Here is a 24,304-nt window from a genome sequence, read left to right as displayed (position 1 = left end):
GGCCCCGACGGGCAGCCGGTGCGGGGCGCACCGGTGACACCCGGCGGCCGTATACCAAGGGCTGCGTAAGGTGAACGTCATGAGTAGCGCACGCACCGGCTTCGACCGCCGCCACACCGATGACCTCATGACCTTCCTGGCGGCCTCGCCGACGCCGTACCACGTGGTGGCGAACGCCGCCGAGCGGCTGGAGAAGGCCGGCTTCCACCGGGTCGAGGAGACCGACGCCTGGGACGGCACCACCGGTGGCAAGTACGTGATCCGCGGCGGCGCGATCATCGCCTGGTACGTGCCCGAGGGCGCCTCCCCGCACACCCCGTTCCGGATCGTCGGCGCGCACACCGACTCCCCGAACCTGCGGGTCAAGCCGCAGCCGGACTTCGGCCGCGAGGGCTGGCGCCAGGTCGCCGTCGAGATCTACGGCGGCCCGCTGCTCAACAGCTGGCTCGACCGCGACCTCGGCATCGCCGGACGGCTGACCCTGAAGGACGGCTCGCAGCACCTGGTGAACGTGGACCGGCCGCTGCTGCGGGTGCCGCAGCTCGCCATCCACCTCGACCGCCAGGTCAACGAGGGCATGAAGCTGGAGCGCCAGCGTCACCTGCAGCCCGTCTGGGGCCTGGGCGAGGCCCGCGAGGGCGACCTGATCGCCTTCGTCGCCGAGGCGGCGGGCGTCGCCGCCGAGGACGTGGCGGGCTGGGACCTGATGACCCACGCCCTGGAGGCCCCGGCCTACCTGGGCCGCGACCGCGAACTCCTCGCCGGGCCGCGCATGGACAACCTCATCTCGGTGCACGCGTGCGTGGCGGCGCTCACCGCCGCCGTCTCGGAAAGCGGTGCCGAGCTGCCGTACATCCCGGTGCTCGCCGCTTTCGACCACGAGGAGAACGGCTCGGAGGCCGACACCGGCGCCCACGGCCCGCTGCTCGGCAACGTCCTGGAGCGCTCGGTGTACGCGCGCGGCGGCGGCATCGAGGACAAGGCGCGGGCCCTGGCCGGTTCGGTCTGCCTGTCCTCGGACGTGGGCCACGCCGTGCACCCCAACTACAGCGAGCGCCACGACCCGACCCACCACCCGCGCCCCAACGGCGGCCCGATCCTCAAGGTGAACGTCAACCAGCGGTACGCCACCGACGGCGCCGGGCGCGCGGTGTTCGCCGCCGCCTGCGACAAGGCGGGCGTGCCGTGGCAGTCGTTCGTCTCCAACAACGACATGCCCTGCGGCACCACCATCGGCCCGATCACCGCCGCCCGCCACGGCATCACGACGGTCGACATCGGCGTCGCCTGCCTGTCGATGCACAGCGCCCGCGAGCTGTGCGGCGCGGAGGACCCGCACCACCTGGCGAACGCGCTGGTGGCGTTCCTGGCGGGCTGAGCCGGGCTGAGCCGGGGCCCCTGGGCCCCGGCCTGAGCCTTCGTCAGTCGTCCATCCCGGCGAGGATCAGCGGCAGCCGGGCCACGCCCGACGCCGTGACCTTCACCGGCACCCCCCAGTCCTGCTGGTGGACATGGCACGCCGGATACTCCTGCGCCGGGTCGTCGTCGCAGGACGCGGCCATCGCGGAGACATGCAGCACACCCTCCGTGAGCTCCGGGTTCAGTTCGAGCTCGCGGAACAGGTCGGTGCCCTTGCCCTCGCCGGACAGCAGCAGCTCCGGCGGGGTCGAGGAGACCAGGAGCCGGGTCGACGGGCCGTAGCGCTCGTCGAGCTTCTGGCCGGTCGGCGCCTGGAAGACCACGTCGAGGCGGAGGGCGCCGGGGGCGACCTCGGTGGCCTCGCGGCGGGTGCGGTGGGCGACCGCGTCGACCTGGACGGCCTCCTCGGGCAGCCGCAGCCGGGTCAGCCGGTGCCGGGCGGACTCGACGACCACCACGTCCTCGCCGACCACCACCGCGTCGCTCGGCTCGCGCAGGTCCGTCGCCAGCGTGGTGACCTCGCCGGTCGCCGGGTCGAAGCGGCGCAGCGCGTGGTTGTACGTGTCGGAGACGGCGACCGAGCCGTCCGGCAGCGCCGTGACGCCCAGCGGGTGCTGGAACAGCGCCTGCGCGGCGGCGCCGTCGCGGTGGCCGAAGTCGAACAGGCCGGTGCCGACGGCGGTGTGCACGACGTACGCGTCGGAGCCGGACTCGGAGCCGGTGTCGATGTACCGCAGCGCGCTGGTCTCGGAGTCGGCGATCCACAGCCGGTCCTCGGTGGCCGCGAGCCCGGAGGGCTGCGCGAACCACGCCTCGGCGGCGGGCCCGTCGACCAGGCCCTCGTTGGTGGTGCCGGCCGCGACCTCGACGGTCCCGGTCGCCGGGTCGTACGTCCAGATCTGGTGCACACCGGCCATCGCGATCCACACCTTGCCCCGCCACCAGGCCACGTCCCACGGCGAGGACAGGTCGACGTCGAGGGCCGGGCCCGAGGTCGGCGAGCCCTGCCACCACTGGCGTCCGGTGCCCGCGATCCGCTCGACCGTGCCGGTCGCCGGGTCGAACAGGCGCAGCGCGTGGTGCACGGTGTCGGCGACCACGACCTTGCCGTCCGGCAGCACCGCGAGGCCCTGCGGCTCCCGGAACACGCCCTCGCCGCCGATCCGGCGCACCACGGTCTCCCCGTCGGCCGCGAGCTCGACCAGCTGGTGCCGGGTGGTGTCGGAGACCAGCAGGTTCCCGGACGGCAGCGGCACGACCTTGCCGGGGAAGCGCAGATCGGTGGCGACCGGCTCCGGCGGCACGTACGGCCCGTCGCCGCGCCGCAGCGTGCCCTTGGCCTCGTGCTCGGCCTCCAGCTCCGCCACCAGGGTGCGCAGCGCGCCCGCGTGCCCCTCGCCCGCGTGCTGGGCGACGACGTACCCCTCGGGGTCGATGACGACCAGCGTCGGCCAGGCCCGTACGGCGTACTGCTTCCAGGTCACGAGCTCCGGGTCGTCGAGCACCGGGTGGTGCACCTCGTACCGCTCGACGGCGTCGACGACGGCCTGGTGCTCGGCCTCGTGCACGAACTTCGGCGAGTGCACGCCGACGATCACGAGCGTGTCCCGGTGCTTCTCCTCCAGCTCGCGCAGTTCGTCGAGGACGTGGAGGCAGTTGATGCAGCAGAAGGTCCAGAAATCGAGCAGAACGATCTTCCCGCGCAGATCCGCGAGGGTCAGCTCGTTCCCACCGGTGTTGAGCCAGCCCCCCTTCCCGACCAGCTCGGGGGCACGGACACGGGCACGCTTGCGGGGGGCGGGCGCGGGGGTGGGCGCGCTTGCGGGCGCCGGGGCGGCATCGTTCATGGTTCAAGCTTGCCATCCGCCGATGAACGCCGGATCACGGTCCCGTGGCAGCCCCGGCCGGGCGCCCCCGCGCGGCGGACGGGTTCCGGACGGGTGAAAGTGGCGGGCCGGGGCGGGGCGAGGGCGTGTCCTGCGGGGGTGGGCGGGGGCGGGCTTGTGAGCATGACGGACGGACCGGGCCGATCATCCGGTCTCCTGATCGTCCTTTGGTCATCAGGTCGTACGGCCGGGAGGCGTCATGCGGGTCACGCGGCTGCTCGTCGTGCTTTTCGTGCTCGTCCTCGTCGGGCTCGTCGGGCTCGCCGGGACCGCCTCGCCCCTCGCCCACGCGGGCGGTGCCGGGGACGGCGCGCTCGCCCTGACCGTCACCGTGAACGGCTCGGCCCCGGCCCGGCGGTTCGCCACGGTACGGGCCGGGAGCTGGGTGGTGAAGCGGTACCGCCTGGTCAACCGGGGCGAGGCCGACCTGTACCGGGTGCGGATCGCCGAGCCCGGGGTGCCCGGCGGCCGGGTGGCCTGTCCGCGCGGGCCGCTCGGCGCGCTGCGGACGGCCGAGTGCGTGGCGCGCTTCCGGGCGCTGCCCGGGCGGCACGGCGGCACCGCGCGGGCCACCGGCGCCATCCCCTCGCTGCGGCGCACGATCACGGCGAGCACCCGCTCCGGGTACGAGGGGGTGGCCGGGGCCCTGGCGCTCACCGAGACGGTCCGGGTCGTCCCGCCGGTCGGCGCGGGCCGGGCGGCCGCCCTCGCCACGGCCACCGTCCGCTACACCGTCACCAACCTCGGCAACCGGCCCGTGCACGCGGTCCGGCTCACCGACCCGGCCCTCGCCGCCCGATCCGCCGCCCCCGGCGACCCGGTGTGCACCCTGCCGGAGCTCGCGCCGGGCGTCTCGGCGGGGTGCGTGGCGACCGTACGGCGCGGGCCCGGGCGCTATCGCAGCGCGGGCCTCGCCGCGGGCAGCGACCGGGTCACGACCCTGGGCGAGCGCGGCGAACGGCGCCCCGCGCCCCTGCTCACCGCCCGCGCGGAGGCCGCCTTCCAGGTGGCCGCGCCCCCGGTACGCGCCAGGCCCCGGCCCGTACCGACCTCGGGGACGGCGGGCACGGCCGGGGCCTCTGGGACCGCTGGGACCTCGGGGACCCCTGGGACACGGCCCGGCCCCGGGACCGGGCGGCCCGGAGGACCGGCGACAGGTGCCCCGGGCGCACCCGCCCCCGCGCTCGCGCTCGCGCCCGCACCCGGCGGCGCGCTCCTGGCGGCCGGTGTCTTCGGGGCCGCGCCCCCGGCCCTCGGGCCCGTACCCCCGGAGGAAGCGGTTCCGGAAGGCGCGTTGCCGCCCGGCGCCGTCGCACCCCAGCAGCCGCGAGCGGCCGAGCGGCCCGACCAGACCGAGCGGTCCGGCCGGACGACCGGGAACCCCACCACCCACCCCCGGGCCGCCGTCGCCGACGACGAGGACCTGCTCGGCCGCCTGCACCGCCGGGGCCGGGAACTCCCGCACCTCGGCATGACCGTGATGCTGCTCCTGATCCTCGTCCCGGCGGCCCTCGCCGCCGCCCTGCTCGGCAACCGCCGCCGCTGAGAGAGCCCCGGAGAGCGCACACATGGCCCTGTTCGAAACGCTCGCCGTCGTCCTCGGCGTCGCCCTCGTCGCCGCGCTCGCCGTGGTCCTGAAGCACCGGCTGTTCCCCGCGCCCGCGGACGCCGAACCCCGCGAGGACGTCGCCGAGTACATCGCGATGATGGTGTCGGTGCTCTACGCGATCGTGCTCGGCGTCTGCCTGGTGTCCGTCTGGGACACCAGGGCCGCCGCCTGCGACCAGGTGCAGGCCGAGGCGAGCGCGCTGCACCAGACCTATCTGCTCGCGGACGCGCTGCCGACCGCCCAGCGGCAGCCGCTGCGGGACGCGGCCCGCTCGTACGCCACCCATGTCGTGGACGTCGAATGGCCCCTGATGGCCGAGCGCGAACCGCTCGGCCAGGACGGCTGGACGCTGCTGCAACGACTACGGGAGGCAGGCCAGCTGCGCGGTCAGGCGGGCCCGTCCGAGCAGATCGCGGCGCAGGAGGTACTGGCGCAGCTCGGGTACGTGGACGACGCCCGGCGCAACCGTGAGGACGCCGCCGCCGAACGCCTCTCCCCCGTGCTGTGGACCGGCCTGATCATCGGCGGTGTGCTGACCCTGGCCTTCATGTTCCTGTTCGGCATCACCCGCAACACCACCCACATGGTGATGGTGATGGGCCTGGCCGGGTTCATCGCCTTCACCGTGCTGCTCATCCACCAGCTCGACGCGCCCTTCGGCACGATGTTCGGCGCCAGCCCGGACGCGTTCACCCGCTACTTCCCGGCCTGACGGGGAAGGCATGTCGGCATGAAATACCTGGTGCGGGACAAGCTGTTCGCGATCGGCGACGACTACTGGATCGAGGACGAGCGCGGCCGCCACGCCTTCCTCGTCGACGGGAAGGCGCTGCGGCTGCGCGACACCCTGGAGCTGAAGGACCCGGACGGGCACGTCCTCATCACGCTGCGGCAGAAGATGTTCAGCCTGCGCGACGCGATGACGATCGAGCGCGACGACCGGGACCTGGCCGTCATCCGCCGCAAGCGGCTGTCGCTGCTGCGCAACCACTACCGGGTCACCCTGGTCGACGGGACCGAACTCGACGTCAGCGGGCGGATCCTGGACCGGGAGTTCACCGTCGAGTACGACGGCGAACTCCTCGCGCACATCTCCCGCCAGTGGTTCCACGTCCGCGAGACGTACGCGGTGAACGTGGTCCGCGAGGACGCGGACGCGGCGCTGCAGATCGCGGTCGCGGTGTGCGTGATCCGGATGGCCGAGCGGGAGCGGGAGGACTGACCCCTCCCGTACCGGACGCAGTACGGTGCCCCCGGCCCGTACGTCCGTCGCTCAGGCGGTCGTACGAGGGCCCCAGGCCCGTACGCCCGTCGCTCAGGCGGTCGTACGAGGGCCCCAGGCCCGTACGCCCGTCGCTCAGGCGGTCTTCGCGAGCGCCAGGTCGAGCGCCCGGCCCAGGTCCGCCCACAGGTCCTCGACGTGCTCGATGCCGACCGACAGGCGGACCGTGCCGGGGGCGATGCCCGCCGCCGCGAGGGCCGTCTCGTCGAGCTGCCGGTGGGAGGTCGAACCCGGGTGCATCACCAGGGTCTTCACATCGCCGAGGGAGACGCTGAGCGAGGCCAGCCGGACCGCCTCGACGAAGACGCGGCCCGCCTCGCGGCCGCCCGCGAGGTCGATCGAGACCACCCCGCCGCCGCCCCTGGGCAGCAGCCGGGCCGCGAGCTCGTGGTCCGGGTGGGAGGCGAGCGACGGGTGGCGGACGGCGGCGACCGCCGGGTGGGCGGCGAACCGGGCCGCGAGTTCGGCGGCGTTCGCGCTCTGCCGCTCGATCCGCAGCGGCAGCGTCTGCATCCCGCGCAGCGTCAGCCAGGCGGCGAACGGGTCGGTCACCGCGCCCTGTTCGACCGCGTGATGGCGCACCCGCCGGTGCAGCTCGGCGTCCTTGAAGACGGCGACGCCGCCGAGGACGTCCGCGTGACCCGCCAGGTACTTGGTCGCCGAGTGCACCACGATGTCCGCGCCGAGCTCGATCGGGCGGCACAGCAGGGGCGAGGCGAAGGTGTTGTCGACACAGGTCGGCACGCCCGCCTCGCGCGCCACGGCGATCAGCGCGGGCAGGTCGGAGACCCGGGTGGTGGGGTTGGCGATGGTCTCCAGGTAGAGCAGCCGGGTCTCCGGGCGCAGCGCGGCCCGCACCTCCTCCGGGTCGGTCCCGGAGACGTAGCTGACCTCGACGCCCCAGCGTTCGGCGAGGTCGGTGAGCACCGCGTACGTGCCGCCGTACAGGCAGCGCTGGGCGACGATGTGGCTTCCGGTGCCGAGCAGCGCGAGCAGCACGCCGTTGATGGCGCCCATGCCGGAGGCGTACGACTGTGCGTCGGCGCCGCCCTCCAGGCGGGCGACGGAGGCTTCCAGGGCGCGGACGGTCGGGTTGCCCATCCGGCTGTAGAGGAACGAGTCGGGCTTGCCGAAGGCTTCGGCGAGCTTGTCGGCGCTGTCGAAGACGAAGACGTGGTTCTGGTGGAGCGGTACGCCGAGCGGTCGGCTGTCGGGGATGTCCAGGTGCGGGGTGTGGACCGCGAGGGTCTCCGGACGGGCGGTGGCGGTGGCGGTGGCCGTGGCGGGGGTCGTGGCGGCGGGGTTCGTGACGGTCGGTTCGCTCTTGTCGCTCATGACGGTCAGTGTGGGGACGGAAGACTTGCCTCCACAGGTCCAATCCCGGCAGATTGGTCCGTCGATGGATCCAATGACTCCGGCCCTCGGTGAACTCGTCGCCTGGCTCGGCCGCTGGTCGGCCGGGCGCGGCCCGCTGTATCTGCTGCTCGCCGCCCGGCTGCGGCAGTTGATCGACGAGGGCCTGCTGCCGCCGGGCGCCCCGCTGCCGCCGGACCGGCGGCTCGCGACCGCGCTGTCGGTGGGGCGGACGACGGTGGTCGCCGCCTACGAGACACTGCGGCAGGAGGGGCGGCTGGTGCGCCGTCAGGGCAGCGGTACGCGCGTGGCGCCCGCCGCGCTCGGCCCGCGCGAGCCCGCCACCCCGGGCGCCGGACCTGGCCATGTCCACGGTCCCGGCTCCGGCTCCGGCTCCGGCTCCAGCCCCGCTCCCCGGGTGACGGAGACGTCCAACCCGCTCTTCCTGCACCTGCTCGAACCCGACGACGACGTCATCCTGTTGACCTGTGCCGCGCCGCTCGCGCCGCCGCCCGCGGTCCGGGAGGCGTACCGCACGCTCGACCTGCCGACCGAGGACCTCGGCTACCACCCGGCCGGGCTGCCCGCGCTGCGCGCCGCCGTCGCCGCCCGGTACGCGCGGCGCGGGGTGCCCACGGAGCCGCACCAGATCCTGGTCACCACCGGCGCCCAGCAGGCCCTCGCACTGCTCACCCGCCTTCTTGTCGCGCCCGGCGACGGGGTCCTGGTGGAGGCCCCGGCCTATCCGGGGGCGCTCGACCTGTTCCGGGAGGCGGCGACCGTGCTGCACCCGGTGGCGGTCGGCCCGTACGGGATCGACGTCGAGGCCGCGATCCAGGTGATGGAGCGTCACCGCCCGGCCCTGGCCTATGTGATCCCGCGTTTCCAGAACCCGACGGGCGCCGTCCTTCCGCCGCTGCTCGGGCGGCGGCTTGTGGCGGCGGAGCGGGCGTGCGGGGTGCCGCTGGTCGACGACGAGGTCCCGGCGGAGCTGGACTTCGTCGGTGGCGGTGGTGGCGGGGCGGGGCGGGCCGTGCCGCTGTCCGCGTACGGCTCCGAGCTGTCGGAGGCGTCGGAGGTGATCGCCGTCGGTTCGCTCAGCAAGGCGGTGTGGGGCGGGCTGCGGATCGGCTGGGTGCGCGGCCCGGCGCCGCTGGTCGCACGCCTTGCCCGGCTGAAGGCGCTGCACGACCTGGGCAGCAACGTGCCGGGGCAGCTCGTCGCGGCCCGGCTGCTGTACGACGGGTCCGAGAGCTCAAGCGGCTCAAGCGGCTCGGGTGGCTCCGAAAGCCCCGACGGCTCCGGTGGCTTCGACGGGCTCGTGCACGCGCGCGTGGCGGAACTCCGCGCCGGGCACGACCTGCTGCGGGCCGAGCTGGCCCGGCTGCTGCCGTCGTGGCACTGCCCGCCCGTGACGGGCGGGCAGACCCTGTGGGTGGAACTGCCGCACGGCGACGGGGTGTCGTTCGCCCAGCTCGCGCTGCGCCACGGCGTCGCCGTTCTGCCCGGCTCGACGATGGACGCCCTGGGCGGCTCCACGCGCGCGTTGCGGCTGCATTTCCTGCTGCCGCACGCGCGGTTGCGGGAGGCGGTACGGCGCCTCGCGGCGGCCTGGCAGGAGTACGCGGCGGGCCCGGCGCGTACCGGAGCGGCGGGCGGGGAACCCGTACCGGCGTCCCTGAACGCCATCGCGGTGTAGCCACCACCGGGCCGTGACCCTCGCGGGGCGGCTACCGCCCGAGCACGCGGTCCTTCAGGGCCGGGAACTGCTCGCGGGTCGCCGTCACCTTCGCCGGGTCGAGGACCGCGCGCAGCACCTCCTCGCCGGGACCGGCCTCGGCGAGGACCTCGCCCCACGGGTCGACGACGATCGAGTGCCCGGCCTGTTCGACGCCCGCGTGGGTCCCGGCGGTGCCGCAGGCCAGCATGTACGCCTGGTTCTCGACGGCCCGCGCCTGGGCGAGCAGCGTCCAGTGGGCGCGGCGCCGGGCGGGCCAGCCGGCCGGGAGGACGAACGCCTGGGCGCCCGCGTCGAGCAGGCCCCGGAACAGCTCGGGGAAGCGCAGGTCGTAGCAGGTGGCGACGCCGACGGTGAGCTGCGGCAGGTCGACGGTGACCAGGTCCTCGCCCGCCGCCATCAGCACGGCCTCGCCCTTGTCGAAGCCGAAGCGGTGGATCTTGCGGTAGCTGGCGGCGAGTTCGCCGTCGGGGGAGAAGACGAGGGAGGTGTTGTGGAGGGCGCCGCCCGCCGCCTCCACGAAGGAGCCCGCGTGCAGCCACACCCCGGCGTCCCGGGCGGCGGCGGACATCGCCGTCCAGGTGGGGCCGCGCAGCGGCTCGGCCTCGGCGGCGAACTCCTCGTACGCGAAGGCGCCGGTGGGCCACAGTTCGGGGAGGACGACGAGGTCGGCGGCACCGCGCTCGGCCCGTACGAGACGGGCCACCCGGGCCCTGCGGTCGTCGACCGGTTCGTCCGGGTCTACCGCGATCTGGATCAGCGAGGCGCGCACAGTACCACCGTCCTGGCATTCGAGCCGTCAACACCGGCCTACGATCGTCACACGAAAGCACTGCCGGGGTGCCTTCGGGCAGCGTAACTTAGCGTCCGAGCCTCCCACCCCGTCATGTTTTCAGCCCGGAAGAGCAGTCGCCCGCCAGCCACACCAGCTCCAGCCAACCGCGTACAAAAGAACCGCCGAGGGGTCCCGTGACCGTCCATCCCAGCCTCCAGAACTACGCCGACGCCTGGACCCACTCCATCGAAGCGATAGCCGAGCTGGTGCAGCCGCTCGTCGAGGGCGAGTGGAACCGCGCCACGCCGTGTCCGGGCTGGTCGGTCCGCGACATCGTCTCGCATGTGATCGGCATGGAGACCGAGATGCTGGGCGACCCGCGGCCGATCCACACGCTGCCCCGCGATCTCTACCACGTGCGCACGGACTTCGCCCGCTACATGGAGATGCAGGTCGACGTACGGCGGCACCACACCGGTCCCGAGATGACGTCGGAGCTGGAGTACATCCTGATCCGCCGGGCCCGCCAGCTGCGCAACGAGACCCGGCAGCCGGACGCCCTGATGCGGGCCCCGCTGGGCGCCGAGCAGAGTCTGGAACTCGCCTATCAGATGCGCGCCTTCGACTGCTGGGTGCACGAGCAGGACCTGCGGGCGTCGCTCGGCGTGCCGGGCAACCTGGACTCCCCCGGCGCGTACATCGCGCGTGACGTGCTGCTCGCGGCGCTGCCGAAGGTGGTCGCGCGGGACGCGGGCGCGCCCGCGCAGTCGGCGGTGGTGTTCGACGTGAGCGGCCCGGTGGAGTTCCTGCGGACGGTACGGGTGGACGCCGAGGGCCGGGGTTCGGTGGACGGGGCGCCGTCGCTCGGCCCGGCGGCGACGCTGGCGCTGGACTGGGAGACGTATGTGCGCCTGGCCTGCGGCCGGGTCCGCGTGGCGGACGTCGCCGACCGGATCAAGGTGGAGGGCGACGAGGACCTGGCGGGCGCGATCCTGGCGCACTTCGCGGTGACGCCGAACTAGCTGCCCCCTGGCCGGTCGGGCTCACGCGGGGACGTGCACGGCCTCCACGCGGCTGGCCACGAGCCGTTCCCGTTCGCGTCTCGCGGTGCGGGACTTGAGGCGGAGGATCTGCACGACGCCGACGGCCTGGAGGACGAAGACCGAGGAGAACGCGATCCGGTAGTCGTCGCCGGTCGCGTCGAGCAGCACGCCGACGGCGAAGAGCGTCGTCATGGAGGCGATGAAACCGCCCATGTTGACGATTCCCGATGCGGTGCCCTGACGCTCGGGCGGATTGGCGGGCCGGGCGAAGTCGAAGCCGATCATCGAGGCCGGTCCGCAGGCGCCGAGCACCGCGCACAGCACGATCAGGAGCCACATCGGGGCGTGGTCGGCGGGGTACGCGAGGGTGGCGCCCCACAGCAGGGCGGTGGTGGCGACGGTGCCGAGCGCGAGGGGCGCGCGGGCGGTGTGGTGGCGGGCGATGATCTGGCCGTAGGCGAGTCCCACCACCATGTTGGAGAGCACCACCAGGGTGAGCAGCTCACCGGCCGTGCCCCGGCTCAGGCCCTGGTCCTCGACGAGGAACGGCATCCCCCAGAGCAGCAGGAACACCATCGCGGGGAACTGGGTGGTGAAGTGCACCCACATGCCGAGCCGGGTGCCGGGCTCGCGCCAGGACTCGGCGATCTGGCGGCGGACGAAGGCGGCGCCCGCGTGCGGGGCGGGCTGCGGCGCGTACCCCTCGGGGTGGTCCTTCAGGAACAGCAGCAGCGGGACGAGGACGACGACCCCGGCGAAGACGCTGCCGACGAAGGTCTGGGTCCAGCCGAAGCCGTGCAGGGCGCGGGACAGGAAGATCGTCGAGACCAGGTTCCCGGCCATCCCGAAGAGGGCGGCGACCTGGGCGACGAACGGTCCGCGGCGGGCCGGGAACCAGCGGCTGCCGAGCCGCAGCACGCTGATGAAGGTCATCGCGTCGCCGCAGCCGAGGAGCGCGCGGGAGGCGAGCGCCATCGGGTACGAGGGGGAGAGCGCGAAGCCGAGCTGGCCGAGGGTGAACAGGACGACGCCGATGGTCAGCACCTTCTTGGTGCCGAGCCGGTCGACCATGAGGCCGACGGGTATCTGCATGCCCGCGTAGACGAGCAGCTGGAGTATGGAGAAGGTGGAGAGGGCGGAGGCGTTGACGTGGAAGCGGTCGGCGGCGTCGAGCCCGGCGACGCCGAGCGAGGTTCGGAAGATGACGGCGACGAAGTAGACGGAGACGCCGACGCCCCAGACGAGGGCGGCGCGTCGGCCGCCGGGCGGGTCGCCGGGCAGGGTGACGGCGGAGCCGTAGCCGTCCCGGCTCATCGCGCCTCCCCCCGGACCAGCACCTTCACCCAGCTGAGGTGCTGCCGGACGCAGGCGGCGGCGCCCTCGGCGTCGCCCGCCTTGATCCGGTCGAGGATCTCGGCGTGCTCGGCGATGTTCTTGGCGATCCGGTCCGGCTGGGACTGCATCACGGCGACGCCCATCCGCAGTTGGCGGTCGCGGAGCTGGTCGTAGAGGCGGGCGAGGATCTGGTTCCCGGCGTGCTGGACGATCTCGGCGTGGAAGCACCGGTCGGTGACGGCGACCTCGGCCAGGTCCCCGGCGAGCGCCCGCCGCTTCTGCTCCTCCAGGAGCTCCTCCAGACGCGCGACGAGCACCGGGGGCGCGGGCACCGCCCGCCGTACCGCGAACTCCTCGACGAGCAGCCGGGTCTCGACCACGTCCGCGATCTCCTGCGCGGAGACGGCGAGCACGAGGGCGCCCTTCTTCGGGTACAGCTTGAGCAGCCCCTCCATCTCCAGCTTCAGCAGCGCCTCCCGCACGGGCGTCCTGGACACGCCCACGGCCTGCGCCAGTTCCCCTTCGGTGAGCAGCGTCCCGCCCTCGTAGCGGCGGTCGAGGACGGCCTGCTTGACGTGCATGTAGACGCGGTCGGCCGCGGGCGGTGCTGAAGGCATGGACACAGCATAGATACAACAGGGGTGCAACAGACAGGCCCGTCCGCGATGCGGACGGGCCTGGGTGCCGTGCGGTCGCGCCGAAGGACCTGCCTCCGGCCTGTCCGGCCTATCCGGCGTTGCCGGACCCTCGGACGAACCCGGGGCCCACCACCTCCATGTACAGCCCGACCTTGTCCCCCGCGGGCACCACGAGGACCCTGAACCTGGCGTCCTTGGGCGTACGAAACGTTCTGTACAGCGCGTACTTCTTCTTCGGGTCCAGAGACAGCCCGAACCGCTTCATGGCCCCGTCCGTGAACGGCGGAGTGTCCGGCGGGATCGTGACGCCATCGATCACGGTCGTCCCCGAAGCGGGCCAGGTGAGATGGGTGTCGAGATCGACACCGTGGTCCTTGAGATAGGTGTCCGCGCACGCACGGGGCACCGTGAAGCTCATGTCCAGGTGCCAGTCGGCCACGTCCGTCGATCCCGAGAACGTCTCCGCCTCGGTGGGGCACGCCGGAAGCTCCAGCACGAACTCCTTCAGCACCTCGTCCCGGCTCTGACTGACGCACCCCGCGAGCAACGGCACCAGCAGCGCCGAAAGGCCGCCGAACAACACGCCCCTGGTACGGAGTCCACTCCTCTGATGACGCACGATGCATCCCCCCTTGGCCCGACTTGGTCCGAGAACGATCATCGCATCGATGGCATCGATGGCATCGATGGCGCGTCTGCGGCAGAGAACGCGACGAAGCCCGGGTGGTGCGCGACCGCGCACCACCCGGGCTTCCTGTTTCACGTGAAACAGGAAGAACGGGGCATCAGCTCCAGGTGATGAGCCGCTTCGGCTGTTCCAGGATCGCCGCGATGTCGGCCAGGAACTTGGAGCCCAGTTCGCCGTCGATCAGGCGGTGGTCGAAGGACAGCGCCAGGGTGGTGACCTGGCGGGGCTTCACCTTGCCCTTGTGGACCCAGGGCTGGAACTTGATCGCGCCGATCGCGAGGATCGCGGACTCGCCCGGGTTCAGGATCGGCGTGCCGGTGTCGACGCCGAAGACGCCGACGTTGGTGAGGGTGATCGTGCCGCCCTGCATGGCCGCCGGGGTCGTCTTGCCCTCGCGGGCCGTCGCGACCAGCTCGCCGAGCGAGCGGGACAGCTCCGGCAGGGTCTGGGCGTGGGCGTCCTTGATGTTCGGGACGATCAGACCGCGCGGGGTGGCCGCGGCGATGCCCAGGTTCACGTAGTGCTTGAGCACGATCTCCTGGGCGGCCTCGTCCCAGGCCGCGTTGACCTCGGGGTTGCGCTTGATCGCGACCAGGACCGCCTTGGCGATGAGGAGCAGCGGGTTGATCCGCAGGCCCGCCATGTCCTTGTCGGACTTGAGCTCCTCGACCAGCTTCATGGTGCGGGTGATGTCGAAGGTCACGAACTCGGTGACGTGCGGCGCGGTGAACGCCGACCCCACCATCGCCGCCGCCGTCGCCTTCCGTACGCCCTTGATCGGGATACGGGTCTCCCGGGCACCGTCCGCCGCCGGCGGCGCGGCCACCGCGGACCGCTCGACGGCCACGTTCGCGGACGCGGCCACGGTCGGCTCGGCCACGACCGGCTCGGCCACGGGCTGCTCGACGACCTGCGCCTCGGCGGCCGGGGCCGCCGCGCGGTGCACGTCCTCGCGGGTGACGATGCCGTCCGGGCCGGTCGGGGTGACCGTGGCCAGGTCGACGCCGAGGTCCTTGGCGAGCTTGCGGACCGGCGGCTTGGCCAGCGGGCGGGCTGCGGCCGGGCCGTGGCCGTGACCGTTCAGCTGCTCGGGCACCACCGTGACCGGCGCGGCCGGAGCCGGAGCCACCGGAGCGGCGACGGGCGCGGCGACGGCCTGGGCCGCCGGGGCGTCCGCCGCCTTGCGGGCCCGGCGCTTGGTGGACGACGCGGCCACGCCGTACCCGACGAGCACCGGGGTCCGGCCCGCCGGGGCCTCCTCCTCGGCGGCGGGTACGGGAGCGGCAGCGGGCACGGCCACCGGCTCCGCGACCGGCTCGGCCACCTCCCCGCCCACGTTCACCGAGATGATGACCTGGCCGACGTCGACCGTCGTGCCCTCGGGGAAGCGCAGCTCGTGCACGGTCCCGTCGAACGGGATCGGCAGCTCGACGGCCGCCTTCGCCGTCTCCACCTCGCACACGACCTGCCCGTCGGCGACGGTGTCGCCGGGCTGCACGTACCACTTGAGGATCTCGGCCTCGGTGAGGCCCTCGCCCACGTCGGGCATCTTGAATTCGCGGATCGTCACGATGCTCTCCTCAAGGTCCTCAGTACGCCAGCGAGCGGTCGACGGCGTCGAGCACACGGTCGAGGCCCGGCAGGTACTCCTCCTCCAGGCGCGCCGGCGGGTACGGCGCGTGGTAGCCGCCGACCCGGAGCACCGGGGCCTCCAGGTGGTAGAAGCAGCGCTCGGTGATCCGGGCGGCGATCTCCGCGCCGGAGCCGAAGAAGACCGGGGCCTCGTGGACCACGACCAGCCTGCGGGTCTTCTCGACCGAGGACTGGATGGTGTCGAAGTCGAGCGGCGAGATCGAGCGCAGGTCGAGCACCTCGATCGACTTGCCCTCCTCGGCGGCCGCCGCGGCGGCCTCCAGGCAGGTCTTCACCATCGGGCCGTACGCGGCGAGGGTGAGGTCGGTGCCCGCCAGGGCGACCCGGGCGCGGTGCAGTTCACCGGGGATGGCGTCGGTGTCGACCTCGCCCTTGTCCCAGTAGCGCCGCTTCGGCTCGAAGAAGATCACCGGGTCGTCGCTCTGGATCGCCTGCTGGAGCATCCAGTAGGCGTCGGAGGAGTTCGACGGGGAGACGATCTTGAGGCCGGGGACGTGCGCGAACAGCGCCTCGGGGGACTCCGAGTGGTGTTCGACCGCGCCGATGCCACCGCCGTACGGGATGCGGATGACGACCGGCATCTTGACCGTGCCGAGCGCGCGGGCGTGCATCTTGGCGAGCTGGGTGACGATCTGGTCGTACGCGGGGAAGACGAAACCGTCGAACTGGATCTCCACCACCGGGCGGTAGCCGCGCAGCGCGAGGCCGATCGCGGTGCCGACGATGCCGGACTCCGCGAGCGGGGTGTCGATGACCCGGTCCTCGCCGAAGTCCTTCTGCAGGCCGTCGGTGACCCGGAAGACGCCGCCGAGCTTGCCGACGTCCTCGCCCATGATCAGGACCTTGGGGTCGGTCTCCAGGGCCGTGCGCAGCGACTCGTTGATCGCCTTCGCGAGGGGAAGCTTCTGAACAGCCATGATTACTCGGCCTCTCCGTCCGCGAAGGACGCCTGGTAGGCGGCGAACTGGGCGCGCTCCTCGTCGACGAGCGCGTTGCCGTCCGCGTAGACGTGCTCGAAGATCGCCAGGTGCTCCGGGTCGGGCATGGCGCGGACCGCCTCGCGGACGCGCTTGCCCAGCGTCTCGCTCTCCGTCTCGAGCTCCGCGAAGAACGCCTCGTCGGCGTGGCCCTCGCGCTCCAGGTACGTCTTCAGGCGCAGGATCGGGTCCTTGGCCTCCCATGCCTCGCGCTCCTCGTCCCGGCGGTACTTCGTCGGGTCGTCGGAGGTGGTGTGGGCGCCCATCCGGTAGGTGAACGCCTCGACGAGGGTGGGGCCTTCGCCGCGGCGGGCGCGCTCCAGGGCGGAGCGGGTGACCGCGAGGCAGGCGAGGACGTCGTTGCCGTCGACGCGGACGCCGGGGAAGCCGAAGCCGCGGGCGCGCTGGTAGAGCGGGACGCGGGTCTGCTTCTCGGTGGGCTCGGAGATCGCCCACTGGTTGTTCTGGCAGAAGAACACGACGGGCGCGTTGTACACGGCGGAGAAGGTGAACGCCTCGTTCACGTCGCCCTGGCTGGAGGCGCCGTCGCCGAAGTAGGCGATGACGGCCGAGTCCGCGCCGTCCTTGGCGATGCCCATGGCGTAGCCGGTGGCGTGCAGGGTCTGCGAGCCGATGACGATCGTGTACAGGTGGAAGTTGTTGCTGTTGGGGTCCCAGCCGCCGTGGTTCACGCCGCGGAACATGCCGAGGAGGTTCGTCGGGTCGACGCCGCGGCACCAGGCGACGCCGTGCTCGCGGTAGGTCGGGAAGACGTAGTCGTCGTCGCGCAGCGCGCGGCCGGAGCCGATCTGGGCGGCCTCCTGGCCGAGCAGCGACGCCCACAGGCCGAGCTCGCCCTGCCGCTGCAGCGCGGTGGCCTCGGCGTCGAAGCGGCGGGTGAGCACCATGTCGCGGTAGAGGCCGCGCAGCTCGTCGGCGCTCAGGTCGATGTCGTACTCGGGGTGCTGGACGCGCTCGCCCTCGGGCGTCAGCAGCTGTACGAGCTCCGGCTCGGCCGGCTGTGCGGCCTGCGCCTGCTTCGCGCTCGCGCTGGTGGTGCGCTTGGTGCCGCTGCTGCGTCGCGTCGTCTTGCGCGCGGCAGTGCTCTCCACGGTCACGTGCGTGCTCCTCCGTCGGTCCGGCCCCCGGGTTCGCCGGTAAGCCAGTGCGGCTCCGCCTTCTCCGTACTCTTCGCACGGGGTGGGTGCGACGCGACCGGGTCGGGCGTGACAGGTGCCCCGGCGAGCGCCGTCATAGGCACGTTACCCACAGCACGGCATTCCTGCGAAACCCCGCTTGACCTGCGATTTTGCTTGGATTTCCAAGTAAATCGAGAAAAGCGGTGACTCGCCGCTGGTCAGCGCGCGGACAACGGCCCGACGCCCTCGTCGGAACAACCGGCACGTTATCCCGGTCACCCCGGGCGCGGGAAGAGCCAATATGTGAGACTGGCAGGGTGCGCGAAGATGGAAAAATCCGGGTATTTCTGCTGGACGACCACGAAGTCGTCCGGCGCGGCGTCCACGAGCTGCTTTCCGTGGAGGACGACATCGAGGTGGTCGGCGAGGCCGGAACGGCGGCGGACGCCCTGGTCAGGATCCCCGCGACCCGGCCCGACGTGGCGGTGCTCGATGTGCGGCTGCCGGACGGCAGCGGTGTCGAGGTCTGCCGGGAGGTGCGCTCTCAGGACGAGTCGATCAAGTGTCTGATGCTGACGTCGTACGCGGACGACGAGGCGTTGTTCGACGCGATCATGGCCGGTGCCTCCGGCTATGTGCTCAAGGCGATCCGCGGCAACGAGCTGCTCTCGGCGGTCCGTGACGTCGCCGCGGGCAAGTCGCTGCTCGACCCGGTGGCCACGGCCAGGGTGCTCGAGCGGCTGCGGGACGGCAACAGCCCGAAGGGCGACGACCGGCTCGCCAATCTCACCGAGCAGGAGCGCAAGATCCTCGATCTGATCGGCGAGGGCCTGACCAACCGGGCCATCGGCGAGCGGCTCCACCTGGCGGAGAAGACCATCAAGAACTATGTCTCCAGCCTGCTGTCGAAGCTGAACATGGAACGCCGTTCGCAGGCCGCCGCCTATGTGGCGAGGATGCAGGCCGAGCGCCGCTGACGCCCGCCGTCGGCTGTCCGCCGTCCGCCGTCCGCGCGGAACCACCACGCGGAATCACCACGCGGAATCACCACGCGGAACCACCACGTGGAATCGCGGAATCACCGTGCGGATCCTGTCCGGATTCCGGTTTCGTCACCCGAATGGATGCAACCGGACCGGACGGCCGGTTTTCGGGACCTATGTCCCCGCCGAACCGGGGCAGGGGCCCCTTTCCCGACATGATGCCGGTGGCGGAGAGTGGGAGCCATGTCCACCGACGAGATCCGCGCCATCGAGCTGCTGAACCGTGTCGCGTACGGACGGCTGGCCACGAGCATGCGGGCGATGCCGTTCGTCGCCCCGGCCCGCCACATCGTGGCGGGCGGCCATGTGCTGATCCGGCTGCACCGGGGCCTGGGATACCACCGGGCCTGCAACGGAAGCGTCGTCGCCTACGGAGCGGACAACCTCAGCTCGCCCACCGGGAACCAGTGGTCGGTCCAGTTCACCGGCACCGCCGAGATCGTCGAGCCGACCGAGGAAGAGATCGCCGCGTTCGGCCCCGAGCCGAGCTCCGTCGACGGAGAACCGTTCCAGCCGGTCTATATGCGCATCGACCCCCAGTTCGTCACGGTGCACACGCTGGACTATCCCGCCGAGCAGACCGCGCCCGCCGCGGTGGCCGAAACGCCGCCACCCACCGGCACCACGGGCACCACCCGCCCCCCTGAGCGACACCTGCACCACGTAGCGTGATCTAACATCTGCGGCGTGCCGCGCTCATCTGCACCACTGGTTCCCCCGGTCGGCGCTCTGCTGCGCCGTTACGCGGACGCGGGCGAGCCGCTGTCCTGCCAGCCCGTCGCCCAGGGGCTGCTCAACCGCGGCTACCGGCTCGCCACCACCCGCGGCGCCTACTTCCTCAAGCAGCACCTGGACTCCCGCACCGCCGACCGCGCGACCATCGTGCGCCAGCACCGGGCCACCCAGCGGCTGCACGCCCTCGGCCTGCCGGTCGCCCCGCCGCTGCCCGACGCCACCGGCCGCACGGTCGCGGTGATCGGCGGCCACTGCTACGCCCTCCACCCGTGGATCGACGGCCGGCACCGGGACGGCGCCCAGCTGTCCGCCGCCGGATCCTGCCGCCTCGGCACCCTGCTCGGGCAGGTCCACACCAGCCTGGAGCGGGTGATGGAACCGTCGGCCGGCCGGACCGCGCCGGGCGAGGGCCGGGCCAGCGCCCGGCCCGAGGACACCTACCGGCTGATCGACGAGCTGCTGCGGCTGATCCACACCCGTCGCGTCCGCGACGGCTTCGACGAGCTCGCCGAGCACCGGCTGCGCGAACGCCGGGTGCTGCTCACCGCGCACGCCCACCGCCGCCCGCCGTCCGCCGCCGCCAGCGGCTGGGTGCACGGCGACTTCCACCCCTTCAACCTGCTCTACCGGGGCGCCGAGCCCGCCGCGATCGTCGACTGGGACCGGCTCGGGGTGCGCCCGCGCGCCGAGGAGGCGGTCCGGGCCGCCGCGATCTTCTTCGTACGGCCGGCGGGCGAGCTGGCCCTGGACAAGGTACGGGCGTACGCGCGCGCGTACCGGCGGGCGGCCGGGGCGGACGGCGCGGAACTGGCCGCGGCGGTGCACCGGGTGTGGTGGGAGCGGCTCAACGACTTCTGGACCCTGCGCTGGCGCTACCAGCTGCACGACCGCAGGGCCGATCCGCAGTTCCCCGCGGTGTCGGCCCTCGCGGTGTGGTGGACCAGGGAGTACGAGGCGGTCCGCGACGCCTTCACGGGCTGACGGGCCGGTGCCCGGGGCTCCGGGGGACCGGGCCCTCGGTCAGGCGCCGGTGCCGGTGCTGGTCCCGGTGCCCGTCGAGGTTCCGGTGCCGGTCGAGGTGCCGGTGTTGCCGTTGGTGCTGCCCGCCGACGTGCCCGTGGACGTGCCGCTCGAGGTGCCCGTCGTCGTGCCGTTCGACGTGCCCGTCGAGCTGCCTTCCGTCGAACCCTCGGTCGAGCCCTCGGTGCTGCCTTCCGTGGAGCCCTCGGTGGTCCCCTCGGTGGTGCCGGTGCCGCCGTCGGTGGTGTCCGTCGGATCGGTCGACGGGGGCGGCGTCGTCGGCGGCGGGGTGGTCGGCCGGTAGGTCGGCCGCTTGGTCGACGGCGTCCACGGCTGCTCGTTGCCACCGGACGACGAGTCCTCGGTGGGGTCCTCGGTGGACGGCTCGTCCGACGGGGTCGGCGACTCCGACTTCGTCGACGGGGAGTCGGTGACGGCCGGCGGCTTGGTGTCGCCGCCCTTGTCGGACGACTTGTCGATCGCGTACGCGACGCCCGCGACGATCGCGATCAGCGCGAGCGCGATGAACAGCACCGTCCGGCCACGACCGGACCTCTTGCCGCCGCCACCGGGCTGGCCGTAACCGCCCGTGCCGTAGCCACCGGAGCCGCCGTCGTAGCCGACGCCGCCGTCGTCCGGGTTCATCGGCGGCAGGATCGGGCGCTGCGCCGTCTCGTGGTGCATGGGGTGGCCCATCGGCGTGGTCGTGGTGACCCCGCCGCCGGGCGTGTGCATGCCCATCTGGTCGTACCCGTCGTACATGCCGACCGGTCCGGTGTTCCACCCGCCGGTGTGGCTGCCCTGCTCCTGGAGCATCTGCAGCCCGTACTGCACCAGGCCGCGCATCTCCTCGGCGGACTGGAAGCGGTCGTCCGGGTCCTTCGCCAGCGAGCGCATCACCAGACCGTCCAGCTCCGGCGGCGCCGCCTGGGCGACGTCGGACGGCGGGACCGGGGCGTCCTGGACGTGCTGGTAGACCACCGACAGCGGGGTCTCACCGGTGAACGGGGGCCGCAGCGCGAGCAGCTCGTAGAGCAGACAGCCCGTCGCGTACAGGTCGGAGCGGTGGTCGACGGCCTTGCCGAGGGCCTGCTCCGGCGACAGGTACTGCGGGGTGCCCATGACCATGCCGGTCTGCGTCATCGTCGCCTGCCCGCTGTGCAGGGCGCGGGCGATGCCGAAGTCCATGACCTTCACGGCGCCGCCGTGGGTGATGATCACGTTGGCGGGCTTGATGTCCCGGTGCACGATGCCGTGCTGGTGGGAGTAGGCGAGCGCCTCCAGGACACCGGAGACGATGATCAGCGCCTGCTCGGGGCCCGGCGCCTCGGCGCTGATCAGCAGGTCGCGGATGGTGCGGCCCTCGACCAGCTCCATCACGATGTACGGCACGGACTGGCCGCCGACGTAGTCCTCGCCGGAGTCGTACACGGCGACGATGGCGTGGTGGTTGAGGCCCGCGACGGACTGTGCCTCGCGGGTGAAGCGGGCCTTGGAGATCGGGTCCTCGGCGAGGTCGGCGCGCAGCAGCTTCACGGCGACGGTGCGGCCGAGCCGTACGTCCTCCGCCGCGTAGACCTCGGCCATGCCGCCGCGTCCCAGACGGTGCGTCAGGCGGTAACGCCCCTCGCCGACGACACCTTCGACGCTCTCGACGGCCTCCGGGGCGCCGCCCCAGGAGTCGATGGACGCGTCCGGCACACCGCCACCAGCTTCGGATTCGGGTGCCATCAGTCCTCGCCGTCGTCTCTTCGGTGCCGTGTCGTGCCCTGTGCCGTGTCCAGTCGTCACGCTACAGGCTCCGTACGACATCACGGTCCGCGATGAACGGGCCATCCAACCCTCAGACGTACACCTGTGCAAATTCCGTGGCACGACTGTCACGCTTCCGGGACGTTTGCCGCACCGAGGGTCACGGAACGGGCACCGAAGCGGTGCGTGGCTTGACGTGGCAGGGCCCTGGGGCAGACTTGGCCAGGAAATTTTCGGATCAGCGCCGCCACGCGCGCGTGTAGGGGGAAGCACGAATGAGCCAGGACGGCGCACAGGGGCGCTATGCGGGCGGATCGGTGGCGGGTGGCCGGTACCAGCTGCGCGACCTGCTCGGCGAGGGCGGCATGGCGTCGGTGTACCTGGCGTACGACAGCGCGCTCGACCGCCAGGTCGCGATCAAGACGCTGCACTCGGAGCTCGGGCGCGAACAGTCCTTCCGCGAACGCTTCCGCCGTGAGGCGCAGGCCGTCGCCAAGCTGTCGCACACCAACATCGTCTCGGTCTTCGACACCGGCGAGGACAGCCTCGACGGCGCCGTCATGCCGTACATCGTCATGGAGTACGTGGAGGGCCAGCCGCTCGGCTCGGTGCTCGCCACGGACGTCCGGCAGTACGGGGCGATGCCCGCCGACAAGGCCCTGAAGGTCACCGGCGACGTGCTCGCGGCACTCGAGGTCAGCCACGAGATGGGCCTGGTCCACCGGGACATCAAGCCGGGCAACGTGATGATGACCAAGCGCGGCGTCGTCAAGGTCATGGACTTCGGCATCGCCCGCGCCATGCAGTCCGGGGTCACCTCGATGACCCAGACCGGCATGGTCGTCGGCACCCCGCAGTACCTCTCCCCCGAGCAGGCCCTCGGCCGCGCCGTCGACGCCCGCTCCGACCTCTACTCGGTCGGCATCATGCTGTTCCAGCTCCTGACGGGCCGTCTGCCGTTCGACGCCGACTCGCCGCTGGCCATCGCGTACGCGCACGTCCAGGAGGAACCGGTCGCGCCGTCCAGCGTCAACCGGTCGGTGACCCCGGCGATGGACGCGCTGGTGGCCCGGGCCCTGAAGAAGAACCCGAACGAGCGCTTCCCGAGCGCCGCCGCGATGCGCGACGAGTGCCTCCGGGTGCTCGGCGCCGGACAGACCGGCGCGCCGGTGATCGTGGCGGGCGGCCCGGTGAACAGCGGCGCGGGCGTCGGCTCGGCGGTCTTCCCGCCGGTCGGCCAGACCCCGCCGCCGTCCACGCACGGGATGCAGACGCCGTACCAGCCGCCGCACACCCCGCAGCCCGGCCCGTACGGCCCGCCGACCCCGGCCCCGACGCCCCAGCCGGGGTACGGCTACCCGCAGACCCCCGCGCCGATGTACCAGACGCCCGCGCCCGCGCCGATCCCCGGCCCGTACACGGCGCAGAGCCCGCTGGGACAGCCCGGGCAGGCCGGCCACGCGTCCGGCGGCACCGGCGGCGGGAACCGGAACAAGATCGCCATCGGCGCGGTGGCGCTGATCGTGATCGCGGGCGCGATCACCGGCGTCTCGCTGATGAACCGCGACCCGGGCGGCGACAACGGCAAGGGCGGCGACGACAGCCCGACCAGCAGCGCGAGCAACGGCACCACCCACAAGGGCCCGGACCTCACCAAGACCATCGACACCAAGAAGTGCACGGAGCCCCGCGAGGGCCAGGACCCGGCGAAGTTCGAGGTCCCGGACTTCACGTACAAGAACATCCAGTCCGTGAAGGCGTGCATCCAGGCGGCCGGCTGGAAGATCAAGGCGCAGTCGTCGGTGGACGAGGCGACGTACGGGCAGGGCACGGTGATGTCGCAGTACCCGCGCCAGGGCACGGACATCGGCAAGGACGACGCCGAGTTCACCTTCGAGATCTCGACGGGCGACCTGCCCCAGCAGTAGCCCCTGCCGGACGACGGCCCCACCCCGCCCTCACCGCCCAACGACGGACGGGTCCCCGCCCCACCCTCACCACACAACAGCGGGGCGAAGGCCCACCCACCCCAGCCCACCCACCCTCACCGCCCAACGACGGGGCGGAGGCCCACCCACCCCTGCCCTCCCCCTCCCCACCCCCGGCCTCTCTCCCGAGTCCGGCGGGAGGGGGCCGGGGCCGGAGTGGGGGTGGGGGTGTCCGGACGTAAAGGCGAGGGAACTCGTGCGGAGCACGGTGGACTCGACAGTCCGGACACC

Annotated in this window: 20 protein-coding genes; 10 read left to right on the top strand and 10 right to left on the bottom strand. The window is 72.7% G+C overall.

Annotation, left to right across the window (positions count from 1 at the left end; all coding sequences use genetic code 11):
• Nucleotides 1-79 precede the first annotated feature (79 nt).
• Nucleotides 80-1,378 (top strand): M18 family aminopeptidase, encoded by a 1,299-nt coding sequence (locus tag ACIPXM_RS22345; RefSeq protein ID WP_401658002.1) that lies wholly within the window; start codon nt 80-82, stop codon nt 1,376-1,378.
• A gap of 43 nt (nt 1,379-1,421) precedes the next feature.
• Here ACIPXM_RS22345 and ACIPXM_RS22340 read toward each other — a convergent pair whose 3' ends face one another.
• Nucleotides 1,422-3,266 (bottom strand): NHL domain-containing thioredoxin family protein, encoded by a 1,845-nt coding sequence (locus ACIPXM_RS22340; RefSeq protein ID WP_401658000.1) that lies wholly within the window; start codon nt 3,264-3,266, stop codon nt 1,422-1,424.
• 238 nt (nt 3,267-3,504) lie between these two features.
• On the opposite strand from ACIPXM_RS22340, the gene ACIPXM_RS22335 reads away from it, so the two are divergent.
• The 3 genes from ACIPXM_RS22335 to ACIPXM_RS22325 are packed head-to-tail and all read left to right on the top strand — an operon-like array spanning nt 3,505 to nt 6,136.
• Entirely contained in the window at nt 3,505-4,851 is a 1,347-nt protein-coding gene (locus ACIPXM_RS22335; RefSeq protein WP_401657998.1) for a hypothetical protein, read from the top strand.
• A 22-nt stretch (nt 4,852-4,873) separates the two neighbouring features.
• Nucleotides 4,874-5,626: a hypothetical protein gene (locus ACIPXM_RS22330; RefSeq protein WP_401657996.1), complete on the top strand. Its 753-nt coding sequence runs from the start codon at nt 4,874-4,876 to the stop codon at nt 5,624-5,626.
• Nucleotides 5,627-5,644: 18 nt separating this feature from the next.
• A complete protein-coding gene (locus ACIPXM_RS22325; RefSeq protein ID WP_401657994.1) occupies nt 5,645-6,136 on the top strand; it encodes an LURP-one-related/scramblase family protein in 492 nt (163 codons plus the stop codon).
• Between the two features lie 135 nt (nt 6,137-6,271).
• Here ACIPXM_RS22325 and ACIPXM_RS22320 read toward each other — a convergent pair whose 3' ends face one another.
• Nucleotides 6,272-7,531: a trans-sulfuration enzyme family protein gene (locus ACIPXM_RS22320; RefSeq protein WP_401657992.1), complete on the bottom strand. Its 1,260-nt coding sequence runs from the start codon at nt 7,529-7,531 to the stop codon at nt 6,272-6,274.
• Between the two features lie 73 nt (nt 7,532-7,604).
• Here ACIPXM_RS22320 and ACIPXM_RS22315 point away from each other — a divergent pair, with 73 nt between their 5' ends.
• A complete protein-coding gene (locus ACIPXM_RS22315) occupies nt 7,605-9,248 on the top strand; it encodes a PLP-dependent aminotransferase family protein (RefSeq protein WP_401657990.1) in 1,644 nt (547 codons plus the stop codon).
• A gap of 31 nt (nt 9,249-9,279) precedes the next feature.
• Here the strand turns inward: ACIPXM_RS22315 and ACIPXM_RS22310 are convergent, their stop codons facing one another.
• On the bottom strand, nt 9,280-10,059 hold the full coding sequence (locus ACIPXM_RS22310; RefSeq protein WP_401657988.1) for a carbon-nitrogen family hydrolase: 780 nt from the start codon (nt 10,057-10,059) through the stop codon (nt 9,280-9,282).
• A gap of 197 nt (nt 10,060-10,256) precedes the next feature.
• On the opposite strand from ACIPXM_RS22310, the gene ACIPXM_RS22305 reads away from it, so the two are divergent.
• Nucleotides 10,257-11,084, top strand: a complete 828-nt coding sequence (locus tag ACIPXM_RS22305; protein ID WP_401657986.1) for a maleylpyruvate isomerase family mycothiol-dependent enzyme — start codon at nt 10,257-10,259, stop codon at nt 11,082-11,084.
• A gap of 21 nt (nt 11,085-11,105) precedes the next feature.
• Here the strand turns inward: ACIPXM_RS22305 and ACIPXM_RS22300 are convergent, their stop codons facing one another.
• From ACIPXM_RS22300 to pdhA, 6 genes are all read right to left on the bottom strand, one after another.
• Entirely contained in the window at nt 11,106-12,419 is a 1,314-nt protein-coding gene (locus tag ACIPXM_RS22300) for a nitrate/nitrite transporter (RefSeq protein ID WP_401657984.1), read from the bottom strand.
• Nucleotides 12,416-13,057 carry a GntR family transcriptional regulator gene (locus ACIPXM_RS22295; RefSeq protein ID WP_401657982.1) on the bottom strand — a complete coding sequence of 214 codons (642 nt, stop codon included), beginning with the start codon at nt 13,055-13,057 and terminating at the stop codon, nt 12,416-12,418. Before ACIPXM_RS22295 ends, ACIPXM_RS22300 begins: the two co-directional genes overlap by 4 nt.
• 109 nt (nt 13,058-13,166) lie before the next feature.
• On the bottom strand, nt 13,167-13,841 hold the full coding sequence (locus ACIPXM_RS22290; RefSeq protein ID WP_401657980.1) for a hypothetical protein: 675 nt from the start codon (nt 13,839-13,841) through the stop codon (nt 13,167-13,169).
• 22 nt (nt 13,842-13,863) lie between these two features.
• Nucleotides 13,864-15,315 (bottom strand): dihydrolipoamide acetyltransferase family protein, encoded by a 1,452-nt coding sequence (locus ACIPXM_RS22285; protein ID WP_401658486.1) that lies wholly within the window; start codon nt 15,313-15,315, stop codon nt 13,864-13,866.
• A 40-nt stretch (nt 15,316-15,355) separates the two neighbouring features.
• A complete protein-coding gene (locus ACIPXM_RS22280; RefSeq protein ID WP_401657978.1) occupies nt 15,356-16,336 on the bottom strand; it encodes an alpha-ketoacid dehydrogenase subunit beta in 981 nt (326 codons plus the stop codon).
• A gap of 2 nt (nt 16,337-16,338) precedes the next feature.
• Nucleotides 16,339-17,514, bottom strand: a complete 1,176-nt coding sequence (gene pdhA / locus ACIPXM_RS22275) for a pyruvate dehydrogenase (acetyl-transferring) E1 component subunit alpha (protein WP_401657976.1) — start codon at nt 17,512-17,514, stop codon at nt 16,339-16,341.
• A 338-nt stretch (nt 17,515-17,852) separates the two neighbouring features.
• Between pdhA and ACIPXM_RS22270 the strand changes: the two genes are divergently transcribed.
• From ACIPXM_RS22270 to ACIPXM_RS22260, 3 genes are all read left to right on the top strand, one after another.
• Nucleotides 17,853-18,512, top strand: coding sequence for a response regulator (locus ACIPXM_RS22270; RefSeq protein WP_401657974.1), 660 nt, complete (start codon nt 17,853-17,855; stop codon nt 18,510-18,512).
• Between the two features lie 249 nt (nt 18,513-18,761).
• Nucleotides 18,762-19,250: a pyridoxamine 5'-phosphate oxidase family protein gene (locus ACIPXM_RS22265; protein WP_401657972.1), complete on the top strand. Its 489-nt coding sequence runs from the start codon at nt 18,762-18,764 to the stop codon at nt 19,248-19,250.
• Nucleotides 19,251-19,265: 15 nt separating this feature from the next.
• A complete protein-coding gene (locus ACIPXM_RS22260) occupies nt 19,266-20,294 on the top strand; it encodes a phosphotransferase (protein ID WP_401657970.1) in 1,029 nt (342 codons plus the stop codon).
• A 39-nt stretch (nt 20,295-20,333) separates the two neighbouring features.
• On the opposite strand, the gene ACIPXM_RS22255 is transcribed toward ACIPXM_RS22260, so the two are convergent.
• Complete coding sequence (locus ACIPXM_RS22255) at nt 20,334-22,064, bottom strand: protein kinase (RefSeq protein ID WP_401657968.1); 1,731 nt, start codon at nt 22,062-22,064, stop codon at nt 20,334-20,336.
• A 296-nt stretch (nt 22,065-22,360) separates the two neighbouring features.
• On the opposite strand from ACIPXM_RS22255, the gene ACIPXM_RS22250 reads away from it, so the two are divergent.
• A complete protein-coding gene (locus ACIPXM_RS22250) occupies nt 22,361-24,013 on the top strand; it encodes a protein kinase (protein WP_401657966.1) in 1,653 nt (550 codons plus the stop codon).
• Nucleotides 24,014-24,304 lie beyond the last annotated feature (291 nt).

It is taken from the genome of Streptomyces sp. NPDC090025 (genome assembly GCF_044748125.1).
In the GTDB taxonomy this organism is placed as follows: Bacteria; Actinomycetota; Actinomycetes; order Streptomycetales; family Streptomycetaceae; genus Streptomyces.
The sequence above is the reverse complement of the archived record's forward strand: the minus strand, read 5'-3'. Positions and strand labels throughout refer to the sequence as shown.